The sequence below is a fragment of the Acidobacteriota bacterium genome, from assembly GCA_016208495.1.
In the GTDB taxonomy this organism is placed as follows: Bacteria; Acidobacteriota; Blastocatellia; order Chloracidobacteriales; family Chloracidobacteriaceae; genus JACQXX01.
Genome location: JACQXX010000085.1, coordinates 24,616 through 46,828 on the forward strand (window position 1 = coordinate 24,616; position 22,213 = coordinate 46,828).

The 22,213-nt window shown below is 52.2% G+C and carries 14 protein-coding genes and 1 pseudogene; 9 read left to right on the forward strand and 6 right to left on the reverse strand.

Annotation, left to right across the window (positions count from 1 at the left end):
* Nucleotides 1-91 precede the first annotated feature (91 nt).
* From HY774_17130 to HY774_17140, 3 genes are all read right to left on the reverse strand, one after another.
* A complete protein-coding gene (locus tag HY774_17130) occupies nt 92-1,045 on the reverse strand; it encodes an ROK family protein (protein MBI4750210.1) in 954 nt (317 codons plus the stop codon).
* A 228-nt stretch (nt 1,046-1,273) separates the two neighbouring features.
* On the reverse strand, nt 1,274-3,124 hold the full coding sequence (locus HY774_17135; protein ID MBI4750211.1) for a protein kinase: 1,851 nt from the start codon (nt 3,122-3,124) through the stop codon (nt 1,274-1,276).
* Nucleotides 3,125-3,345: 221 nt separating this feature from the next.
* Complete coding sequence (locus tag HY774_17140; protein MBI4750212.1) at nt 3,346-5,277, reverse strand: protein kinase; 1,932 nt, start codon at nt 5,275-5,277, stop codon at nt 3,346-3,348.
* Nucleotides 5,278-5,633: 356 nt separating this feature from the next.
* Between HY774_17140 and HY774_17145 the strand changes: the two are divergent.
* From HY774_17145 to HY774_17160, 4 genes and pseudogenes are all read left to right on the forward strand, one after another.
* A pseudogene (locus HY774_17145) lies at nt 5,634-7,067 on the forward strand (oligopeptide transporter, OPT family).
* Between the two features lie 1,150 nt (nt 7,068-8,217).
* Nucleotides 8,218-9,504, forward strand: coding sequence for a DUF2330 domain-containing protein (locus HY774_17150; protein MBI4750213.1), 1,287 nt, complete (start codon nt 8,218-8,220; stop codon nt 9,502-9,504).
* 96 nt (nt 9,505-9,600) lie between these two features.
* Nucleotides 9,601-10,029 carry a Holliday junction resolvase RuvX gene (gene ruvX, locus HY774_17155; protein MBI4750214.1) on the forward strand — a complete coding sequence of 143 codons (429 nt, stop codon included), beginning with the start codon at nt 9,601-9,603 and terminating at the stop codon, nt 10,027-10,029.
* Between the two features lie 161 nt (nt 10,030-10,190).
* Nucleotides 10,191-10,742: a hypothetical protein gene (locus HY774_17160; protein MBI4750215.1), complete on the forward strand. Its 552-nt coding sequence runs from the start codon at nt 10,191-10,193 to the stop codon at nt 10,740-10,742.
* Nucleotides 10,743-10,753: 11 nt separating this feature from the next.
* On the opposite strand, the gene HY774_17165 is transcribed toward HY774_17160, so the two are convergent.
* Nucleotides 10,754-11,734, reverse strand: coding sequence for a type II secretion system F family protein (locus HY774_17165; GenBank protein ID MBI4750216.1), 981 nt, complete (start codon nt 11,732-11,734; stop codon nt 10,754-10,756).
* A gap of 304 nt (nt 11,735-12,038) precedes the next feature.
* On the opposite strand from HY774_17165, the gene HY774_17170 reads away from it, so the two are divergent.
* From HY774_17170 to HY774_17185, 4 genes are all read left to right on the forward strand, one after another.
* Nucleotides 12,039-13,055 (forward strand): YihY/virulence factor BrkB family protein, encoded by a 1,017-nt coding sequence (locus HY774_17170; GenBank protein ID MBI4750217.1) that lies wholly within the window; start codon nt 12,039-12,041, stop codon nt 13,053-13,055.
* Nucleotides 13,052-14,581 (forward strand): MBL fold metallo-hydrolase, encoded by a 1,530-nt coding sequence (locus HY774_17175; GenBank protein MBI4750218.1) that lies wholly within the window; start codon nt 13,052-13,054, stop codon nt 14,579-14,581. The genes HY774_17170 and HY774_17175 overlap by 4 nt, the downstream gene beginning before the upstream one ends.
* Before the next feature lie 248 nt (nt 14,582-14,829).
* Nucleotides 14,830-15,738 (forward strand): helix-turn-helix transcriptional regulator, encoded by a 909-nt coding sequence (locus HY774_17180; protein ID MBI4750219.1) that lies wholly within the window; start codon nt 14,830-14,832, stop codon nt 15,736-15,738.
* 78 nt (nt 15,739-15,816) lie between these two features.
* A complete protein-coding gene (locus HY774_17185) occupies nt 15,817-16,596 on the forward strand; it encodes a hypothetical protein (GenBank protein MBI4750220.1) in 780 nt (259 codons plus the stop codon).
* Between the two features lie 366 nt (nt 16,597-16,962).
* Here HY774_17185 and HY774_17190 read toward each other — a convergent pair whose 3' ends face one another.
* Together HY774_17190 and HY774_17195 are read right to left on the reverse strand one after the other, a co-directional pair.
* On the reverse strand, nt 16,963-18,066 hold the full coding sequence (locus HY774_17190) for a DUF1648 domain-containing protein (GenBank protein MBI4750221.1): 1,104 nt from the start codon (nt 18,064-18,066) through the stop codon (nt 16,963-16,965).
* Nucleotides 18,067-18,219: 153 nt separating this feature from the next.
* Nucleotides 18,220-18,600: a GntR family transcriptional regulator gene (locus tag HY774_17195; protein MBI4750222.1), complete on the reverse strand. Its 381-nt coding sequence runs from the start codon at nt 18,598-18,600 to the stop codon at nt 18,220-18,222.
* Between the two features lie 309 nt (nt 18,601-18,909).
* On the opposite strand from HY774_17195, the gene HY774_17200 reads away from it, so the two are divergent.
* Nucleotides 18,910-22,212 (forward strand): tetratricopeptide repeat protein, encoded by a 3,303-nt coding sequence (locus tag HY774_17200; GenBank protein MBI4750223.1) that lies wholly within the window; start codon nt 18,910-18,912, stop codon nt 22,210-22,212.
* Nucleotide 22,213: the final 1 nt, after the last annotated feature.

Below are 22,213 nucleotides of genomic sequence, written 5' to 3' on the forward strand. Positions count from 1 at the left end.
ACAGGGTGACAGGGTGACAGGGTGACTACTCGCTACTTGCTTCTCACTTTGTCTGACTACTCGCTACTCGCCACTCGCTTCTCACTTTGTTTTAGCAGAGACTATCTCGGGCGAGCATTGCGGCCCCGATCATGCCGGAATTGATGCCAAGTTGGGCAGCGACGATTCGGCATTGTTTGAAAGCTGGTTCATATGACCGGCGCTCCGCTTCGGCAATCACTGGCTTGAGTAGCAGGTCACCAGCCGCCATGCCGATACCGCCGACCACGACCAGTTCCGGATTCAGCAAATTGATAATGCCGGATAACCCAACGCCAAAATAGAGTCCGGTTCGTTCAAGTACGACCTGGGCCAGTTCATCACCAGACCGGGCTGAATTGACCACGTCTTCGAGTTCCATTTCCCGGTCTCGGGGGATGGACAGGCGTGAAAGTGAAGAGGTCCGATCACGATGCAGCCGTTTTTGAACCCGCCGAACGATGCTGGCACCCGAAACATAACTTTCCAGGGTGCGCTCTCCATCCAGGTCAATCGTGGTAAATCCGATTTCCCCGGCATAGCCCGTCGAACCTCGCCACATCAGTCCATTTAAAATCATGGAAGACCCCATTCGGTGACCAAGATCCACATAATAAATATGCCGAAATCCACGGGCGACACCACACTGCCACTCACCATATGCCGCCACGTTACTATGGTTATCAATCACCGTGGGTAACTGGGTCGCCCGCAACAGAGCGTCATAAATGGCAACCGCGGATAACCCCGGAAACCCGGACCACGATTCAATTTGGTTGGTCTGCAGGTTGACCAATCCCGGCACACCAAATCCGACGCCAATAATCGTCCCCGAATCACTTTCAGCCGCCTGTAAATCCTGAATGGTATTGCCGACCAGGGTAATGAGTTCGGGAAACGTTGTCGCCGCTACAGCTTGCCGGCGCTGAGTCAGAATCTGGCCGGTTGGATCGCACACGGCAGCCCGGAGGTGTTTGCCTTCGATATCAAGTCCGATGTAAAGCGGTGAAGTCGGTTCTGTCGTCATGAAAAGTCTCTTCAACGGTAGCAAGGTAGTGAAGTGGTGAGACAACGTGAGTCGTGAGTAGCGAGTAGTCAACCCGAGGAACAAGCAAGCAGGCAAACAAAACCTGATTATCTTTTCTCGCCCTGGGTACTCTGGCGTTACTGAATAACAATTTTTCAATCAAATGAGAAGATTTTCTTCTGACCACTCGCTACTCGCTACTTGCTCTAAATTGCTACTCACCACTCGCTAGTTATTTGGCTGTTCAGGTGGTCGGCGTTTTCGGTTTTTCTGAGCTTCTATCGCCATCTGACGCTTGATTTCCCGTTCAAGCCATTTGGATTTTATTTGCCATTCTTTTGCCTGACGGATTTGTTCACGTTGTTCAGGTGTCAGTTTCGGTGAATCCTTTTTCACGGTTGAGGTTGATTTGGGAGGCGCCGATGGGTCTTTCGGGGTATCAATCGTGATGACTTCATCCCCATCTCTGACTGTAATGCGTTCCGTCGTTGATTGGCCACTGCCGCTGGAGGTCGGCGTTTTCGGAGGTGTCGGTGGTTTGGCCGGATCTGGAAATTCTGGGTGGCCATTTCCCTGGGCTTCCTTCGGATCCAGTTCAGGGAGTGGTTCCTCAGGCAAAGTTGGGTCGCCCGGTTGGATATCTCCTGGCTTTGATGGGGCTGACGGTGGCGTTGGAACCACAATCTCAACTGGTGTTGGGGTTGGTTGGCCCATGAAAAAGTGGCGATAGACCATAATGCTCAAGCCACCAACCAGCAACAGAAGCGCGAGCAAAAGTTTGTAAGCCAGTGGCCGCCTGGTGTTTGCCACGGCCACCAGGGTATCCACGGCAGTTGGGGTGGGGGAACTGGTATCGGGCTTTTGGACCGGGCGAGTGACCAGCGGCGCCGACGATGCCAGCGGCATGGTTTCCAACGGGGCCCCGCTTGATGGGGTTGAAACAAGCAGGTTGGTGCCTGCCGCGTCTTCCAACCTGACCGGAGCTGGGGCATTGGGTCTGGTCTCAAGGTTTTGAATCTGTGGTGTCCCCAGAATGACTTCCGTTTGTGGCAGCTCAAGCGGTGTGCTGGGCGCAATCACCGTCATGGCTTCGGTGTCAATGAGCGGATGGGCCGGAGTCGTCGGGAGCATGCCAAAATCGCTGGCGGTGCTTAGTCCCGCGATCAGCATTGGCCCAGAGGAAGCCTGAATTTTCACGCCAACCGCCTTGGCAAATTCTTGCGCCAGTTCCGCCGGTGTTGGGCGCGTCGCCGGGTTTTTGTGCAGGGCTTTAAGCACCACAGCTTCAACTGTTTCTGGAATCGCTGGATTCAAATCGCGCAGCCAGGGAGGCTCCTCGGTAACCTGCATCAGAATCACCGCCGCCAGATCACCGCTTTCGGTGGCTTCAAACGGCAGCCGACCGGTCAGCATTTGAAACAATGTAATCCCCAGGCTATACACATCGGCTTTGCCGTCATAGGGGCGATTCCGGAGACGTTCTGGCGCCATGTAGGCGGGTGTACCAATCAAGCCAGCGGTTGGCGTTCCCTGACGGCCAGACGTGGTCGTGTGGTCAATCAACTTGGCAATTCCAAAATCCACGACCTTGACCACTTCACCGCGCTTGGTCTGGTGGAGGAAAATATTGTCAGGTTTAATGTCGCGGTGAATGACGCCCTCGGCGTGGGCTTCAGCCAGCACATCACAGACTGGGATCAGAATTTCGGCGGCACGCAAGGGCGTGAGCGGGCCTTTAAGATTGAGTTCCTGAACCAGCGAGTGCCCTTCAAGCAACTCCATCACCAGGTAGGCAAACCCCGAGGAGGACATTCCAAAATCGTAGACCGTCACGGCATTGGGGTGTTTGATGCGACAGGTTGAGGCCCCTTCCTGTCGAAATCGGGTCAGATCCTCTGGGGACGGTGAGGTAATCGAGGTCTGTAGGATTTTGACCGCCACGGCCTGACTCAGTCCAAGGTGTGTGGCCCGATACACGGTGCCAAACCCACCCGCGCCGATTTTCGATTCGAGGCGATATTTCTCGTCCAGAACCGTTCCCAGCAAGCCGTTATTGATTGGAGATACAGCAGAATCCATAGCGTTCTTACCAATTGATGGTTATGGGCTAAAAGAGAGAATGAAGAATGAAGAATTGAGAATGAAGAATGAAGAATGAAGAATGAATTTGGTTTTTAGTTCTTGGTTCTTGGCTTCGAAAACCCTGAACCCTGAACCCTGAACCCTGAACCCTGAACCCTGAACCCTGAACCCTGAACCCTGAACCCTGAACCCTGAACCCTGAACCCTGAACCCTGAACCTAGCGGTCTTTCTTTTTCTTGTCATCTTTCTTTTTCTTGTCATCGTCTTTGCCGGCGATTTTTTCCAATCCCTTTTTGATCCCTCCGCCCACTTTCCCCCAAAATCCTTTCTTTTCTTCTTTTTGGGCTACCGGTTCAGGTTTGGTGCTGGTCGTGGGTGGTGGTTTCGGTGACGCCGTATCGGGTTCAGTTTTGACTTCGGTGGTATCTGGACCGGCATCCGGGGTGGCGTTCACTGGAGTGGTTGGTTTGGTTGATCCCGTTTTGTCTGGTGAGCCGGTCTCGCTTCCTGGATCTGTTGTGCTTGACCCATTTTCAGAGAGAGGCGGCACAGTGGTTGTCGGCGCTCCAGAGTCAACTGGTTGGGTCGTTGCCGGTGGCTTTACCAGTGGCGTACCGTTGGTTGAAGAACCTGGACTGAGCAACGACATTGTCCCCAGGGCTGCCCCTCCGACCCCAATCAAGAGAACGGCGCCGATGGCCAGGGGACGCCACCGGTTTGGCTGGCTGACTGGTCCGGTTCCAGCACTGGTGGCCACTACCAGGCTGGTCGGTGCACTGAGTGGTGTGGTTTCATCAATTGCCCTGGTGGCCGGTGTGGTCAGAACCTGAGTGGCGACGGCGGCTTTGGCTTTCCGTTCCTCGATCAAAGGGATGTCTTTGATGGGGACTTGCTCGGTTGATTGAATGGTGACATAGGCGGCGGCATCAGGATATTCCTCCGCCACCGGTGGCACGGGTGGCAGTGTCTCCAGATGCTCCGAGTGGGACTGGTTGCCCGATGAAAAGCTGGGACCGGTGATGGTGAGTGCGGCGGGGGTCGCGTTTCCCTGAACGGTTAAAAATGATTCCGGCGGAGCGAGTGAACTCGAAACCAGAGGTGCCGACACTGGCGTGTCGGTGTTTTCGATGGCGCGGGTCGCCTGGGTTCGAGTTCGTGCAAATGCCTGCTCGATTTGCTCAAAGAACTTTCGAACTGAAGCTGGCCGCGCGTCTTTTTCTTTTTCCAGCGCGTGCATAATCGCATCGCTGATATCAACTGGAATATGTGGGTTGACCTGAATCGGCGGCTCGGGTTTTTTGGTCAGATGGGCGCTTAACACACTGACGACTCGGCCCCGAAATGGTGGTTGCCCGGTCAGCATTTCATAGAAAATCACCCCCAGGCTGTAAATATCGGCCCGGTGGTCGAGTTCACCACCGTCACAATGTTCCGGCGACATATAGGCCGGAGTCCCCAAAATTTCCCCCGTCCCGGTCAGATTGGCAATCGAGTCTGAAGATTCAATCAGTTTGGCCAGTCCAAAATCGAGGATTTTCACCAGGACATCGCCCTGCTCATTGTCTTTGAGCATGATGTTTTCCGGTTTCAGGTCACGGTGAATGATGTTTTTGGTATGGGCGGCGTCAACACCCGCGCAAATCTGTTGAACGAGTTGAAATGTAGTGGAGATTGGAAGCGCGCCTTGAGCCTTTAATAACTCACGCAACGACTGGCCTTGAATATATTCCATAACCAGATAGGCATTGCCATCGCCCAGGATCCCAAAATCATAGACGGTAATGATGTTGGGATGTTCGATCCGGGCGGCGGTGCGTGCCTCGCGCAGAAACCGATCACCCAGATTCTGAGTGCCCAGCAAATCAGCGCGCAATACTTTCACGGCCACGACCCGATCCAGCAAGAGGTGACGGGCACGATAGACTGCCCCCATGCCCCCACGCCCAAGGACAGATTCAATCTGAACTTTGCCGTCAATGACCTGGCCAACCAGGGCTTCGAAGGGGGATGTTATTGAAGCCGGAGCCGGGCCCACACCAGCCACCGTCATGGCGGCATCTGGTGAGACGAGCTTGAGTTCTGTCCCATCAGCGGAACAGAAGGCAATAGCATCAGGATACTGTTTCTGACAGACCGGGCACTGTTTCATGACACGATGACCCAACTGGGATTTGGAAAAATGTTTGGGGAGGTGTAAGTGCCAGAATACCACTAAAGGATGATTTTGAACACTTTGAACTCGGAGACCAGACTTTCTTTCGGCGTTGCTTGCCAGAACACATCCTGTCAGCTAAAACAACACATCCTGAAAATCTTGGGGCTGAAAAATCCAGGGCTGAGGGCTGAGGGCTTGGGGCTGAAGACTCGCAAGCTCGGAGCGATTGAAGGGATGAGGGATGAAGGATGAAGGATGAAATAAAACCAATTCTTCAGCCCTCAGCCCTGGTTTTCTCAGCCCTGGTTTTTTCAGCCCAACTGAAGCGAATCTTACTCCAGAGAGGTTGCATGGCATCCCACGTTGACCCCGATTCACGTTCAAAAACGATTGAACACCCCCACTTCAAACCATTTATCAGCAGCGCCACGATTCTGCCGGAATTTACCCTGCGAACCGTCATTCTGGGCTCGATTCTGGGGGTTATTTTTGGTGCCTCCTCGGTGTATCTGGCACTGAAAGTCGGCCTGACCGTCAGCGCTTCAATTCCGATTGCGGTGCTCTCCATTACCATTTTTCGGGCTTTTGGGCGGGCGTCAATCCTGGAAAACAACATGGTCCAAACCATTGGCTCAGCGGGTGAGTCAGTGGCCGCCGGGGTCGTGTTTACCATTCCGGCATTGCTGATTATGGGGTATTCGCTTGAAATTTCGCGGGTAGCGCTCATTGCTTTGACTGGAGGCTGGCTGGGAGTGTTGATGATGATTCCACTCCGCCGCGCCCTGATTGTGAAAGAGCATGGAAAATTGACTTATCCGGAAGGAACCGCCTGTGCCGAAGTCCTCATTGTCGGCGAAGAGGGCGGAAGTCAGGCGAAAACAGTCTTTTCAGGATTTGGGTTGGGAATTTTCTACAAATTTCTGATGTCGGGCCTTCATTTATGGAAGGAAGTTCCCGAGAAAGTCATCCATCGCTTTCCTGGCGCTTCGGTCAGTGCCGAAGTTTCACCGGAATTGATGGGGGTGGGCTACATCATTGGTCCCAAGGTGGCATCGGTGATGCTGGCTGGCGCCGTGCTGGCTTATCTGGTCTTGATGCCAGCCATTAAGTTTTTTGGCAGTCTGGTGGCGACCCCGCTCTTTCCGGGGACGATTCCAATTGCTGAAATGACGTCTGACCAGTTGCGTGATGCTTATATTTTGTATGTCGGCGCTGGTGCGGTGGCAACTGGCGGCATCATCAGTTTACTTCGCTCGATGCCAATGATTTTGTCAGCGTTTCGCTCCAGTTTGGGGGGATTAAAAGCCGGACTGGTCGGGGGGAGCACCGAAGCCCGAGTTGAACGCGACCTGTCCATGAATTATGTTCTTTTTGGGTGCGGGATCCTGGTGCTGGTCCTGGCTTTTTTGCCGCAACTCCAACTCAACTTTTTCGGAGCGGTGCTGATTCTGGCCTTTGGTTTTTTCTTTGTCACCGTCTCATCACGCATTACTGGTGAAATCGGGGCTTCCTCAAACCCAATTTCCGGAATGACCGTGGCCACGATTTTGTTGACCTGCATTATTTTCCTGTTTATTGGGAAAACGGGCCCAGAATGGCGGGTTGTGGCACTCTCAGTGGGCGCTGTGGTGTGCATTTCCGCCTCGATTGGCGGGGCAACGTCACAGGATTTGAAAACCGGTTTTCTGGTTGGTGCCACTCCCAAATATCAACAAATGGGCTTGATGATTGGTGTGACTGGCTCCGCCATTGCAATTGGCTGGGTGCTCTTTTTCCTCAATGAATCGGCCACGATCCATTATCCAAAAGACTTTCCACAGTACACAGCCACTTCAAATTTTGTTGGTTCACAGACCATGCCCGGCGGAAAGACCTATCGCATCCACAGCATTCCGGTTGCCACCAATGGTATTTTGCCGGGCCGCTATCTGGTTGATGACTCAGGCAAAATTCGCTTTTCGATTGATCCAGGGGTTGGCGGTCGCGAATCAACCCAACTGATGAAAAGCTCAGGCAAAGTGGCTGAAACCGCGAAGCCAATCGGGATGATGCGTGGGCTGGATGGCGTTGAATATCAACAAGTTGCGGTGACTGTCGGCGAGGTTGAAACTCAATATCTGGTTGATGAAAGCGGGCAGGTTCAGTATAAATTTGAGCCGCGCAAATCGCGCTACGATGCTCCCAAAGCCACCCTGATGGCACTGATCATTGATGGTATTCTGACCCAGAAACTTCCGTGGAGTCTGGTTTTTCTGGGGGTCTTCATTTCAATCACCCTGGAATTATGCGGAGTTGCCGCCCTCCCTTTCGCGGTTGGGTTGTACCTGCCATTTTCAACCTCGTCTCCGATTTTTCTGGGCGGAGTGGTCCGCTATCTGGTGGATTTGATACTGGCCCGACAAGGCAAAGCTGCCGCCACTGAAGCCGAAGCCGAATCAGGCAATGGCGTCCTGTTTAGCTCCGGGTTGATTGCCGGTGGTGCAATGGGAGGATTGCTGGTGGCGGCGCTCAATGCCTTCAAAATCGGCGAACATGCGCTGGCTGAAAAAATCAACGTGGCCGAGCATTTTGAATGGCTGGAACACGGCACCTATGCGGATCTGACGGCGATTGTTTTATTTGCCCTGATGGGAATTGTTCTCTGGAAAGTTGGGCAGCAAACCGCACCAAACAAAGTCGAATGACGTCGTGACAAGATAACAAGGGGGCTAAACCCCATAAGCGCTAGAATAAGGGTTTGAGGCCCGCAGGGTCGTCGTTTAATAGCCGTGGTGCGAAGCCCACGGTCACGGCCAGAACGCGACCCAATCCCGATAAAAGCATCGTTCAATGCCAACGGAAAGGACACAGGGATTCTTATCCTGGCGCTTATGACCCCGAACCCCGAACCCCGAACCCCGAACCCCGAACCCCGAATCCTGAATCTCCAAACATATGCTTCGAAAACAGACGCTGAAATGCTTTTTTGTCGCACTCCTGATGATCCTGTGGGTCGGAGGGCTGACCCGCCCGGTCTGGGCTGAGCGGGTCGTGACCCCAGGCGCACCAATTGTTCCGGCTGAGCAACAGGTGCTGATCTTTTATGATCCGGTCAAGAAACAGGAAACGCTGGTTTTTAGTCCAGCCTATCGGTTTCGTGAGCAGAAGTTTGTCTGGATTGTGCCGGTTCCGGCCACGCCTTCAGTCGGAACAGGTCACCAGTTTGTGTTTGAGAATTTAAAGGCCCGTGTGGCACCTGATATTGAAGTCAAAATTCGCCGACATTGGAAAGTCAGCAGCTTTCTGCTTGATCTCATCAAACGACTGACGGCACCGCCAAAATCAGATGATCCGTTTGCCAATCTCAAACCAGGACAGGTGATTGTGTCTCGGCGCAACGCCAACCAGACGGTGCGGGTTATTGCTCCAGGGGAAAAAGACAAATTCCTGAATATTTGTCGCGAAAATTTTGAAGACCCGGACTACACCCCCCCGGCTGATCTGGTTGAGTGGATGAAACCCTATGAAGAGCAAAAGTTTTCTTTTGTTGCGATTTCGGCATCTGCTGACCTGGTTGATCAGAACTCGGCGGCTGACGAACAGGTCTTGATGACTCCATTCCGGATTACCTTTCCGGCTGAAAAACCATTCGTTCCAATGATTCGCCCAGCCAGTGCGGTTCCTAATGGCTGGCGGCCATACAACGTGTTTCGGTATTTTGTGGTCATGCCTGAGCGGGCTGAAGTGCGCGTCGGAGACCAGCCTTTTTTTGACCAGACACATTTGGTGTATGCCAACCGGGTGTCGCGTGAGGACTGGAATACCAAAATCTGGCCTGGATTGCGGATGACAACCGTTCAACCGACCGAACCGGCCCCCGTACCACCAAAACCTGAAGCTGCCTCCAAAACGGGGAAGTCGCCAGCTCAACCTGAGCCAAAACCTGAGTCAAAACCCGCAACCACGCCTCCATCATCCACCCCGTCCTCTACGCCACCACCGGCTGAAGAAGCACCAGTTGGAAATGATCTGTTTCTCACGGCCTATGCCCGTGCTGATCAGCAACTGACGCCAATTACCCAGGATGGCACAATTGTTCCGGCTGCCACTCAGGCAACATTTAAATTGCCCACCAAAGTGGAATTTGAGGATCGGGATGTTAGTTTTCCAATTGAAGGACCACTGCTGGTGATTGCTGGGATTGCTGTGTACTTGCGTCAGCGACGGCAGGTGAATTCATAGTAGGGCTGAGGGGATGGAGCAATCGAGGGATGAAATAAAACCAGTTCCTCAGCCCATTTTCTTCAGCCCTCAGCCCCAAACCCTCAGCCCTACCTTATGACTCAAAACCAGCGAACCTTAGCCATTGATTGGGGACAAAAACGAACCGGTTTTGCCATCTGTGATGAACTGGGAATGACGGTTCGCCCGCTTGAAACGGTTCGTGGTCCAAAAGAGGCTGTTTTACAGCGGGTGGCGGAACTGGTTTCAGCCTATGACGTCCAGCGAATCGTGGTTGGGGTCCCGCTTGGCGCTGAAGGGCAGATTCGTGAAGCGGCTGAGCGAATCCTGGCTCTAGTTGAAGAACTCAAAAGCATGGTGACCTGTCCTGTTCACACCTGGAATGAACGATTAACCTCGTATGCCGCTGACGAGTGGATGCGCGAGCGTGGCTATTCAGCCCGTGAACGCCAGCAACGCTCAGATGAAATTGCGGCAGCGATTCTGCTCGAAGATTTCTTGGCTTCCTGTCCGTTTTCCACATAACTCCCGGCGCACATCTTATACCAATTTGTAAGGAAGTCCTTGTATGAGAAAATAGTCAAATAGTCCAATCAAATAAACTTAGTGGACTACTGACTACTGACTACTGACTACTGACTACTGACTACAAACTGGTGTTCTTGAAATGGAACGTGTTGATCTTTATGCGATACCTGTGTGTCCGATTTGCGCTCTTGAGTATGCTGGTGTGTCTTCCGGCACTGGCTCAAACCCAACCATCAAAACCAGCGCCGGCAGCGGCTGATTCCTGCGAAACTGACCCTGGATTTCACAAACTTGATTTCTGGCTTGGGAATTGGGATGTGTTTGTCAAAGACCAGAAAGTTGGTACCAATCAAATTGAAAAAATTCTCAGTGGCTGTGCTGTGACGGAGTACTGGACTGATGCCACCGGCAGCCAGGGCAAGAGTTTGTTTTACTACCTGCCGGCAACCAAACGCTGGCGACAGGTGTGGGTTACGGAACAGGCCAATCGTACCGGCGGCGTCAAAGAAAAAGAATTGATCGAAGAACTCAAAGATGGCGGGTTGCGATTTCAAGGTGAAATCATGCTTCTCACAGGCAAAACCTATCTGGATCGAACCACACTCACGCCGCTCTCAAAAGACAAAGTGCGGCAAGTTATCGAGTTTTCAATGGATGGCGGCAAGTCATGGAAGTCCGCCTTTGATGCCATATATCTTAGAAAAGATTGAGATTCACCAGGTTATGGTACCATTTTCCCAATGTTGCCATAATAACCCGCGTAAAACTGAATCACGATGCTCGCAATGTAGAGTGCGACCAGGATGTACATGGCGATTGGGAAAAAGAAGAGCACGGCTTTCAGGACTTTTTCCGATTCTTCTTCATACATTCGGGCGGTTTGTTCCAGCACCCGGTCCAAATCGCCGGTTTGTTCCCCGAGGGCAATGATGTGCACATACTCTTTCGGAAATACGCCAGCCGCTTCAAATCCTTTGGCCAGTCCAAAGCCTTCTTCGAGGTAGCCGAGAATAATCTGGCTTTTGCGTTTCAAGTAAGTGTTTTCAAACGAGCTGGTTGAAAGCTGCAGGCAGCGCCGCATATCAATCCCCGCGCTATAGAGCGTTGCCAGACAGCGGCTGAATCGGGCTAACGCCATTTTATGCAGGCTTTTGCCCAGGACTGGAATTTTGAGCCGTACCTGATCATAGATATCAATCAAGACACCCTGCGATAAGACAAATCCCACATAGAGTGCCACGCCAATTGCCAAAAACGGTGCCGCAGTCCAAAAAACGGCGCTCAGGTATTCGCCAAACGAGCCATTCCACCAGATTGGAATTTTCGGGACAAAAAGTGCTGCCAGAAATAAAAAGCTTGGGTAAAGCATGGCCAGCAAAAACCGGAGCTGGTTTTTGTACTGCTTTTCATACATCGTCGAAAGCTGGAACAAATTGGAATCAAGGCGGCCATTTTCTTCTCCAACCGCAATCAGCGCCGCTTGAAGTTCAGTAAACACTTGCGGTTGTCTGGCAACGGCTGATCCAAGCGTCTTTCCTCCCATCACATCGGCATAGACCCGCTCGGTGGCTTCCCGAATTTGGGTGTCCCCACTATGCTCTGCCGCCAGAGGCAGGCTCTGGCTGACAGGGACGCCTGACTTGTAAAGCTGTCCAAGTTGTTGATAGAACAGAGAAAGATTGCGGCTTCGAAAAAGATTCATATCCTACCTGGAAGAAAGAGTGACAGAATGACAAGGTGACAAGGTGACAAGGTGACAAGGTGACAAGGTGACAAGGTGACAAGGTGACAAGGTGACAAGGTGACAGAATGATAAAGTGACAGAATGATAAAGTGACAGAATGATAAAGTGACAGAATGACAAAGTGACAGAATGACAAGATGGCTTTTATTCGAAACCCTGAACCCTGAACCCTGAACCCTGAACCCTGAACCCTGAACCCTGAACCCTGAACCCTGAACCCTGAACCCTGGATACATCCAACACTGCACGTAGGAAACCAGCTATGGTTCCAGTAAGTCAAATACCACATCTGTTGTGGAAAACAACCTGGGATATGTTTGACAAAGGGTGTGTCGGCTATGCCAAAGAAGCTGCCTACTCCTTTATTTTGTCCTTTTTCCCCATGTTGTTGTTTTTGACGGCGTTGTTTGCAATTTTGGGACGTGACTACATGGGTGAAATCCTCACGACGTTGCGAAATGTATTGCCGCCTCATAGTCATGCGCTGATTCAAGAATACATCCAGGCTTTTTTCCAAAACCAGCCATCGCTTGGAATTTTGTGGGCCACTGCGATTGCAACGCTGTTTCCGGCTGCCGGGTTGATGGGCACCTTTTCTAAAGCCTTTGATCACATTTATGAAAACCCCAACCGACGATCATTTTGGGCTGACCAGGGCATTTCCTATCTCATGGTGGTGATTATCGGAGCGCCGCTCCTGGTTGCGACCATTGCGACGGCGGCTGGAACCAGCTTTGAGCGGATGATCGTCGGGAAAATGGGCAACGAGCAAATCTTCAGTGTGGCCTGGTTTTTGGGACGCTGGGCAATTGTGTTTGTGACCGTGATGTTGATTGCCATGCTGCTCTATCATTTTGGGCCAAGTCGAACGCCAGCCTGGCGGCACATTGTCCCAGGTGCGATGCTGGCCTCGTTTTTGTGGATTGTGCTCACGCTCGGATTTGGGGCCTATGTGTCAAATTTCGGGTCCTATACCTTGTATGGAAGTCTGGCAGTGCCCATTATTCTGCTGGTCTGGATGTATTTTTCAGCACTGGTGATGTTAATCGGAGCGGTGTTTAACCGGCAATGTGAGATCCATGTGGATTGTTCACTATCACCCGAATCGCGAAACATTTCAAACCATCCTGAATACCTGCGACGATCAATGGCACCAGAAAAAGGTTTGATCAAGGAGGCTTCGAAATCGCCCCAGCTTCGAAAGAACCAAAAGTCAAAATCAAAGTCTACCTCCCCAACCCCCAACCCCCAACCTCCAACCCCAAAGTCCAAACTATGACTACTCCTGTAACTCCTAAACTTGCTGCCGGAATCGTTTTACTTCGCCAGTCTTCTGTGACCGGCTGGGAATTTTTCTGGGCCAGACGCTCTAACAAAATGCCGTTTATGAGCGGTTTTCATGCTTTTCCCGGTGGCCGGTTAGATAAATCGGATGCGGAACTGACAATTGAGCATTCGCTATCACCTGAACAGGCCGCCCTGTGCGTCTGTGCGATTCGCGAAGCCTTTGAAGAAGCCGCCATTTTGATTTCACCTGATGCTCACAAACTGACAGTGGAAGAACGACTTACGGCCCGTAGTGCTTTGATGCAGGATGAATTGACGTTTGCTGAATTTGTTAACCTGCACCGCCTCCGACTTGATGCGCGATTGTTGGTTCCGGCTGGTCGCTGGGTGACGCCACCCTATGCTGCCCGACGCTTTGATACCTGGTTTTACACGGCTGAAATTCCAGAGGGGCAGGAACCCGAACTCTGGACCGATGAACTCGAACATGGCACCTGGGCCACGCCGCTGGAGGCCGAACGCCGCTGGGCGGATTTACAGGTTTTGTTGGCACCTCCAACGTTGCACACGATTCGGGGCATTGGTCGCTGGATTGAAACTGGTGCGGGAGAAAAACGGGATTGGGGACATCTGACGCGTCTTTTGACCAACATTCCCGAAGCCAATGGCAAACCAATTGAATGGATTGAAACCCGACCTGGCATTTTTGTGTTTCCAGTTCGAACACCGACGCTGCCACCGGCAACCCATACCAACTGCTATTTAATTGGAGATCAAGAGCTTATCGTCATTGACCCGGCTTCGCCCTACGCAGATGAGCAGGCGCGACTGGATGCCCATCTGGCCGGTTTGCAAGAACGTACCGGGGCTCGGGTGCGTGAAATCTGGCTCACCCATCATCATCCAGATCACGTTTCGGGTGCCGAACACGCCCGTACGACGTGGCGAGTGCCAGTCGCGGCACATCCCCGGACGGCTGAATTGCTCAAAGGCAAAGTCACGGTTGACCGATTTCTGGGTGACGGAGACGTGCTGGAACTCGACGGCAACCCTGGCTGGCGGCTTCGTGCCATTTTCACACCAGGTCATGCGCCAGGGCATTTATGTTTTTTGGAAGAAAACAGCCGCGCGATTGTGACCGGCGATATGGTGGTGGGGCTGGGTTCGGTCCTGATTGCCCCTCCAGATGGCAATATGCAACTCTATCTGGATTCGCTGGAAAAGCTTTCAAAACTGTCACTTACCATGATTTTGGGCGGCCACGGCCAGGCAATGGGCAGCCCGAAAAAGCACATTGCCAGCTATATCAAACACCGCCTGGACCGCGAAGCACAGATTCTTGAAGCCATGACGACTGGGGCCGAAACGATTGATGACATTGTCAAAATTGCCTACGCGACGACCCCGGTGGAAATGCACCCGTACGCAGCGCTTTCAGTCAAAGCCCATCTGGAAAAACTTCTCAATGAACAACGGATTACTCCAGTTGGCGAAGCCCGGTGGCAGGTGGCCGGATGAAGGAATGAAGAATGAAGAAAAATTGTTTCCTGGTTTTTGTTATGGTTCTTGTAAAATATTGATCTCCAGGCACTAACGGTAACATTAGCTGATCTTGTTTCAGGCGTTCAGATAACTCTTTGAAAAATCGGATGAAAGCTCAAAATCATCAAAACAACATTGTGTGTCATTACAACGAACCGCTCATCACATTCTCAATTCTTCATCCTCAATTCTTCATTCTTCATTCTCAATTCTTCATTCTGCCTATGTTGATTTCACTCCAGCTTGGACAAAAAAATCGTGACTATCACAGCCGCGGATTTGGCGGGCAGCTTGGGCGTCAATCGCACATTCTGATTGGCCAAACCAGCCGGCAATTTCACTGGTCTGGGCTTGGATGTCTTTCAATCAAGACCTTTTCGCAGGGAACGGCTTATTACAACGCCGGCAACGGACATTTTGCCGTGGATGACAGCCGGTACCTGGTGTTGAACGAGCATCAGCCATACACGATCACGATTGATGTTGCCAGACCAATGTCTTCTTTTTGTTTGTTTTTTGAAGTCGGTTTATTAGGCGAAATAGCTGAATCCAGACAGTTGACCACTGAAACCTTGCTTGAGAATCCAGAAGGGAAGTCTCTGGCGTCAATTGCTTTTTTCGAGAAAACGTATCCTCACGACGATCTGCTTTCGCCCGCTTTGCGACGATTGCAATATCTGGTCAATGCCGGAGTTGTTGATTCTGGGATTTTGACTGAACACATGTATGACATTGCCGGGCGACTGCTGGCGGTTCATTCCCAAACCGTGGCTGATGTGGAACAGTTTCCAGCGGTCCGGCCTGCTACGCGTGACGAACTTTATCGCCGCTTACATCGTGCCCGTGATTTCATTCTCGCCAGATTTGACACACCGCTGACACTGGCTGACATTGCCCAGGTCGCCTGTCTTTCGCCAAATCATCTGCTACGAACTTTCAAACAAGCCTTCCAGATAACCCCGCATCAGATGCTGACCAGCATCCGTCTCGAAGCAGCAAAACGACTTCTAAAAACCACAAATCATTCAGTGACTGAGGTTTGCTTGATGGTCGGTTTTGAAAGTCTTGGTTCGTTTAGCTGGTTGTTTCGGAAGAAGGTCGGGTGCTCACCTGATACATTTCGAAAAAGGTGATTTTCAAGAAGCATACTCTGGTTTCAAGTTCCTAAACTCCGCAGTCAACTACGTGCTGCAGGAGGTTTCAGGAAATACATGGCTTTACCATCACCAATAATCGAAGTTTCTCCGATACCATCAGAACCCGAAGCATCAGTTCCAGGGTATGCCATCACCCGGCGGATGTTTTGCTGGCTTCCGCTGGCAATGACGGCAAGTTCATCTGTTGCCAGAGGAAACTCACTTCAAGAGCCCCAAAAAGTTGACTCACTGGCGGCTGGACTTGATGTTTTGACGTGGGCTGAATTCCTCCATCAGGCTGAAAAGCTGGGAGGTGTCAAGTTTCTGGGCAACCAGGTTGACCGGTATGTGTACCGGGTGGCTTCGTTGGCAGCCCAGGTGCAGGGGGTTCCCGCCGCCAAAGTGTTTCCATTTGCCAGTCTCCAACCGCCAGTGTATTTCGGCCCTTCGCACAGAGGCGCTGGACTGCTCGTTATTGAATGGAAACTGGCCCCCGGTGCTGTCTTGCCACCACATAACCATCCAAACTACAGCATTTGCACGCTTGGCCTCGAAGGCGAAGCCCGGATGTCAAATTATGAAGTCGTGGGGGCGGCACCTGAATTTTCATCCAGCAAAAGCTTCCAGGTTCGAAAAACCAACACTCAGTGGATGCGCCCAGGTGCGATCAACACGCTCTCACCACACCGTGACAACATTCATACCTTCCAGGCTGGAAAAGATGGTGCGCGTGGGATTGATATCGGAACATTACACGGCACGGATCAAGGGTTTTCCTTTTTAAAACTTACTGAAAAACCTGTTGATCCGGCACGTGATATTTTTGAAGCCCGGTGGATTGGAACCAAACCCTGACAGGGTGACAAGGTGACAGAGTGACAAGGCATAAGTGCCAGGATAAGAAAATGTGAGCCTGTTTGAGACAAGGAGCTTGGGGAGACAAGGAGACAAGGAGATTCTCCTCCCGACGGTGGGAGCGGGAGAATATTTTTTCTCCTTGTCCCCTTGCCCGCTTGTCCCCCTTGTCCAGATTGGACTCTGTTCCCTTATCCTGGCGCTTATGGGGTGACAGGCTGACCGGGTGACAAAATGACAACGTGATGTGGGGTTACCTTCTTATACCATTTTAGAATGAAGTGATCGTCTTAGAAAACAGTCAAGTAATTCAATCAATTGAAGTTAGTGAACTACTGACTACGATCTACTGACTACAAACTGGTATTACTTCTTCATTCCAAAGATGAGCCAGAGGGTCAGAACCGGCATCAGGAGGGTATATCCGATCAGAAACTGGGCTTCACGATGAGCGAAGTTCACCGTGTAGCCCCATCCGACAAGTTTCTCGACAAAAAACGCCGGGTCTTCCGGGTTGTAATAGATGGTTCCGCCTCCGTACCAGTGTTCGGCATCAGATGGACGCTGGACATAAACCCGACCGACCCGAGTTTTCAAATCGCGATTAACTCCAATCATTTGAAACAAATACCAGAAGCCGATCACAAACATAATGCCTGTGATTGAAAATAAGACCGTGTTGACCATGCGGGCATAGGATGCAAATTCGGGCAGGCTGCTAAACACGGTATTGAGCGCAATGGCGCCAAGCACAACCGATATCAACGCTCGCATCCAGTCCATCAACATCAGATTCAGGTTGAGTTGGCGTTCTTTAAGTTCAAGATATTCTGCCGCATGCTCACCAGGAAGCGTCATTTTGACCCCGAGCATCCCCCGTTTCACCAAAAAAAGAAGTCCATGCATATAGAGCGTCAGCACTGGAATGGCAAAGACTGAGGTAAAACTCTTGCGCGCCCAATCGTCCACTTCGCCTTTCCAGTTCCAGTGAACTGGAATCCATTCTGGGAGTTGTGGATAGAAATACACCAGCGCCAGAAATGGTCCAATCAAGGCAATGAGAATCGCGACTTCAACCGCCAGGTTGGTATAATCGGCCAGATGGCGGGTAATGAGCGGCGCCGCATACCGTTGATTTTCCTCCACCAACGCGAAGGGTTTGATCTGACGGGCAAACACCACATACAGAGCTGAATTGGCAAACAGGATCAGGAACACCCCAAGAATTCGGGCCAACCCAATCTCTCCGCGAAAGATCGTGACCAGCGCACCCAACACCTCAATTTGCAAAAATGTCAGGACCAGCCAGAGCCGGTATTGGAGCAGCAACCGGTGACCATGGTCACGATAAAATTCCGGGCTGACACGAACTCCAAAAAAGGCTTCTTCCGCCCGAGAAACTGGCATATACCAGCAAATCAGCACCATTAACGCATCCATCAAGAGCCAAACAATAAACGCGAGCAACATAATCCACCTCATTTCAGGGCTAAGGGCTGCGAAAGGGATGAGGGATGAAACCAGGGGATGAGGGATGAGGGATGAACTAAAACGAATTCTTCAGCCCGTTTTCTTCAGCCCCAAGCCCGATGGTCTTCAGCCCTGGTTTTTTAGCCCCAGTCTTTATTTGCTTGAAATCAATCCTTGAAGCTCCGTTCGCACCAGTTCAAAGATTTCTGCTTCAGAAAGCCCAGTTAAGACCAGGTGTGCCAGAACCGTTCGCAGTGAACGGCGAGCCGCTTCGAGCACATTTTCCGGTCTGCTGTTTCGCGACGTGACCACGGCCCCCGACCCATGTCGGATGGAAATCAAGCCTTCGGTTTGGAGTTCGCGATAGGCCGTGGCAATCGTGTTGAGGTTCACACCAAGATGAGCCGCGAGCTGGCGCACTGGCGGAAGCGGGCTACCGTCGCGGAGTTCGCCACGGGCCATCAGGGCTTTGAGTTCATCAACCACTTGCTGGTAAATCGGACGACGGTCAGCTTCATCAATTGTGATGAACATAGGCAAAGTACCTTTTCTCAGGAAAATTGTATAGTGTCTCTATACACCAGACACTTTACGTCGTCAATGAGAATAAGTTCAGAGTCCAGGCTTGATGGCAACTCCGTTGCGGAAAGGTCGGTTTTCGCCCGGATGGACGCCGGAGAATAGCCGGACGGGAATGTCAAATTCTCGCGACCTTTCCTCAACGAAGTTTCTATATATGATTTCTTCCCAGACCATTGTGGAGTATGTTTTCATCACTTCCCCTAACTGCTCGCTTCTTACTTTTTACCTTGAGTTGCGCTCCACATTTCCCAAGAGGAATCTATGAACTTTCAGCCCAGGTCTTTCATTTTGTTTGGTTTGATGTGGTTCGTTATCGTGATGTTTGGGAATTATCCAGTGGTCAGAGCCCAGGCTTCGACTCTGGAGACGATTCAGGCTGGAACAAAACTCGAACGTGACCTGACTGGTGGGGCCAGCCAGCAGTTTTCGGTTTCACTGCAAGCAGGTCAGTTTTTGAAAGTTGTGGTTGAACAAAAAGGGATTGACGTCGTGGTGCGATTGCTTGATGCCGACGGACAAATCCTGACTGAAGTTGACAGCCCGAACGGCACCGAAGGCCCGGAGTCACTTGCCTTTGTCGCGAAAAAACCCGGCCTGTATCAGGTGCAGGTTGAATCACTTGAAAAAGACACTCCTGCCGGGAAATACACGCTCACGGTTGACGCGATTCGGCCAGCGACCAAAGAAGATCGCGCTGGGTTACGAGTTGGCCGGCTCAATACCAAAACCCAGAAGCTGTATCAGGAAGGCCAGTCAGACGCTGCGTTTGAAGCCGCAAAGAAAGCGGCGACTGTGGCTGAGAAACGATTATCACCAGATGACCCCGAACTGGCCGTTGCGCTCAACAATCTGGCGACTTTCCATCGAGATCGGGGCGAATTCCCACAGGCAGTCCAGCTTTATCAACGGGTGATTCCCATGTTTGAAAAAGCATTTGGCCCAGAGCATCCACAACTGGCCACGGCGCTGAACAATTTGGGAATTGTCCTTCGGGATCAGGGCGAATATGTGCTGGCCGAGCCGATGCTCCAGCGGTCAAACACAATTCTGGAGAAAATGCTCGGACCGGAAGACCCAAATCTGGCGGCTGGATTTAGCAATCTGGGGCTGGTCTACTTCAATCTGGGCGAATATCGGAAGGCAGAGACGTTGCTGGTGAAAGCACTGGCGATAGCTGAGAAAGTGGCTGGTCCTGAACATCCGCTGGTTGGAACGTTCCTCAATATTCTGGCCGGTCTGTATCAGACGATGGGCGATTATGTGCGGGCCGAACCGCTCTATCAGCGCTCGCTGGCGATTCGTGAAAAAGCGTTTGGTCCAGATCATCCGACGACGGCTGCCACGCTGAACAATCTGGCGTTGCTCTATCAAACCAAAGGCGATTTTGCCCAGGCCGAACCGATTTTTCGGCGAACGCTCCGGATTTGGGAAAAGACGGCTGGTCCGGAACATCCAAACACTGCCGTTGCGCTCAACAATCTGGCCTTGCTCTATCAGGACAAAGGCGACCTGGCTCAGGCTGAAACCACTTTCGAGCGGGCACTCGCTATTCGTGAAAAAGTGCTTGGACCTGAGCATTCTGATGTTGCCATCACGTTGAATAATCTGGGTTTAATCGCCAAATCGAAAGGGAATCTGAAACTGGCGGAAGATCATTTTCGCCGGGTCCTGGCCATTCGTGAAAAAGTTTTAGGACCAGAGCATCCAGATGTGGCGGATATCCTGTGCAGCCTGGGGATGCTCAAACAGGAGGCCGGTCATCCAGCGGAAGGTGAGCCGATGCTGCTCCGCGCCTGGGCGATTGATCAAAAAAGCCTTGGCCCTGAGCACCCAGACGTGGCTGGAACGGCCAGTTTGCTGGCTGAGTTTTACCAGCGGGAAGGTCAAATTGAAAAGGCCATCCGCTATCAGGTGCAGGCCAATGACATTCGCGAGCGCGAACTGGCGCTCAATCTGGTGGCTGGTTCAGAACGCCAAAAGTTGTTGTATCTCAATCAAAGTCAAACGGATCTGGATCAAACACTTTCACTGCTGGCTGCGGATGGCGGACGTAACCGCGACGGACTCCGGGCCGGGCTGACTGTGGTGCTGCGTCGGAAAGGACGTTCGCTCGATGCCATGGCTGACAGCATTCAGACATTGCGGCAACGGGCATCAGCCGAAGACCGGATGTTGCTGGATGAATTGACCACCGCGAAAACCGCGCTCGCGGTTGCTTCGCTCCAGCGCGGCGGAGTCGTATCAACCACGCCGCTCGGAAAACGGATTGCCGCGCTGGAAGTCAACATTGAACGGCTTGAAACGAAAATCAGCGCCCGGAGCATTGAGTTCCGTGTTCAAACACAGCCCATCACATTGGAAGCCATTCAAAAAACACTCCCGCCGGATGCCACGCTGGTTGAATATGCCGTGTTTTATTCCTTTGACCCAAAAGCCAGGCGGCTGGGCGCTCCGCACTATGGAGTGTTTGTGCTTGGCAGCAAAGGCGAGCCGCAATGGGCCGACCTGGGAGACGCGCAAGTGATTGAATCAGCAGTGGATGCCCTCCGTCAGGCGCTTGGTCAGCGGAGTTCTGCCGTGAAACGGCTGGCTCGAAATCTTGAACAATTGATCTTTGCGCCAGTCCGAACACTGGCTGGAGCGAATGCCAGATGGTTTTTGCTCTCACCGGATGGACGGCTGTCGCTGGTGCCATTTGCGGCGCTCGTTGATACGAAAGGGCAGTTTCTGGTCGAAAACTACTCGCTCGGCTATGTGACCAGCGGGCGGGATTTGCTCCGACTTGAAGCCAGCGTCAACAGCGGACAACCGCCGGTGATTATGGCGGATCCGGAGTATGGCCAGGGCGACGGGCCGATGCTGGCCGGGAATCGCTACAAACCACTTTCAAGGCTGGAAGGAACAGAACAGGAAGGCCAGTTTATCCAGAAGCTATTTCCAAAAGCGGAGTTGCTGGTGAAAAGGCAGGCGACCAAAAAAGCACTGAAAGGGATTACCCGACCATTGCTGCTGCACATTGCGACGCACGGCTATTTCCTTGAAAATACTGCCCCTTTGCCGATGCCCAACGTCACGGATATGCGATTGCTGGAACGCGAAGAAAGCACCCTGCCATTTAACATCGAAGCGTGGCGCGGTGCCAGTCCGTTACTGCGGGCCTGGCTTTTTCTGGCCGGAGCCAACGCGCCTTCTCAGGATGACGACGGGACCCTGACGGCTTTGGAAGCGACTGGATTGGATTTGTGGGGAACGAAACTGGTGGTTCTGGCGGCCTGTGACACCGGGGTTGGCGACGTGAAAAACGGAGACGGCGTGTACGGCCTCCGACGCGCCCTGGTGCTGGCCGGGAGCGAAACCCAGATGATGAGCCTCTGGCCGGTTTCAGATACTGGCACCCGCGAGTTGATGATGGGGTTTTACCAGCGTCTCCAGGCCGGAGAAGGCCGCGCCCAGGCACTCCGCAACGCCCAACTGCACCTGCTCAAGAACCCCCGGTGGCGGCATCCTTACTATTGGGCGAGTTTTATCCAGTCCGGCGTCTGGTCACCAATTTTCACGAAGTAGG

Bases quoted from the DNA above. Each gene is read 5' to 3' on its own strand.
- HY774_17160 (MBI4750215.1), top strand. From the start codon at position 10,191: ATGCGATACCTGTGTGTCCGATTTGCGCTCTTGAGTATGCTGGTGTGT.
- HY774_17150 (MBI4750213.1), top strand. From the start codon at position 8,218: ATGCTTCGAAAACAGACGCTGAAATGCTTTTTTGTCGCACTCCTGATG.
- HY774_17135 (MBI4750211.1), bottom strand. From the start codon at position 3,124: ATGGATTCTGCTGTATCTCCAATCAATAACGGCTTGCTGGGAACGGTT.
- HY774_17185 (MBI4750220.1), top strand. From the start codon at position 15,817: ATGGCTTTACCATCACCAATAATCGAAGTTTCTCCGATACCATCAGAA.
- HY774_17170 (MBI4750217.1), top strand. From the start codon at position 12,039: ATGGTTCCAGTAAGTCAAATACCACATCTGTTGTGGAAAACAACCTGG.
- HY774_17195 (MBI4750222.1), bottom strand. From the start codon at position 18,600: ATGTTCATCACAATTGATGAAGCTGACCGTCGTCCGATTTACCAGCAA.
- HY774_17140 (MBI4750212.1), bottom strand. From the start codon at position 5,277: ATGAAACAGTGCCCGGTCTGTCAGAAACAGTATCCTGATGCTATTGCC.
- HY774_17180 (MBI4750219.1), top strand. From the start codon at position 14,830: ATGTTGATTTCACTCCAGCTTGGACAAAAAAATCGTGACTATCACAGC.
- HY774_17190 (MBI4750221.1), bottom strand. From the start codon at position 18,066: ATGTTGCTCGCGTTTATTGTTTGGCTCTTGATGGATGCGTTAATGGTG.
- ruvX (MBI4750214.1), top strand. From the start codon at position 9,601: ATGACTCAAAACCAGCGAACCTTAGCCATTGATTGGGGACAAAAACGA.
- HY774_17175 (MBI4750218.1), top strand. From the start codon at position 13,052: ATGACTACTCCTGTAACTCCTAAACTTGCTGCCGGAATCGTTTTACTT.
- HY774_17200 (MBI4750223.1), top strand. From the start codon at position 18,910: ATGAACTTTCAGCCCAGGTCTTTCATTTTGTTTGGTTTGATGTGGTTC.
- HY774_17130 (MBI4750210.1), bottom strand. From the start codon at position 1,045: ATGACGACAGAACCGACTTCACCGCTTTACATCGGACTTGATATCGAA.
- HY774_17165 (MBI4750216.1), bottom strand. From the start codon at position 11,734: ATGAATCTTTTTCGAAGCCGCAATCTTTCTCTGTTCTATCAACAACTT.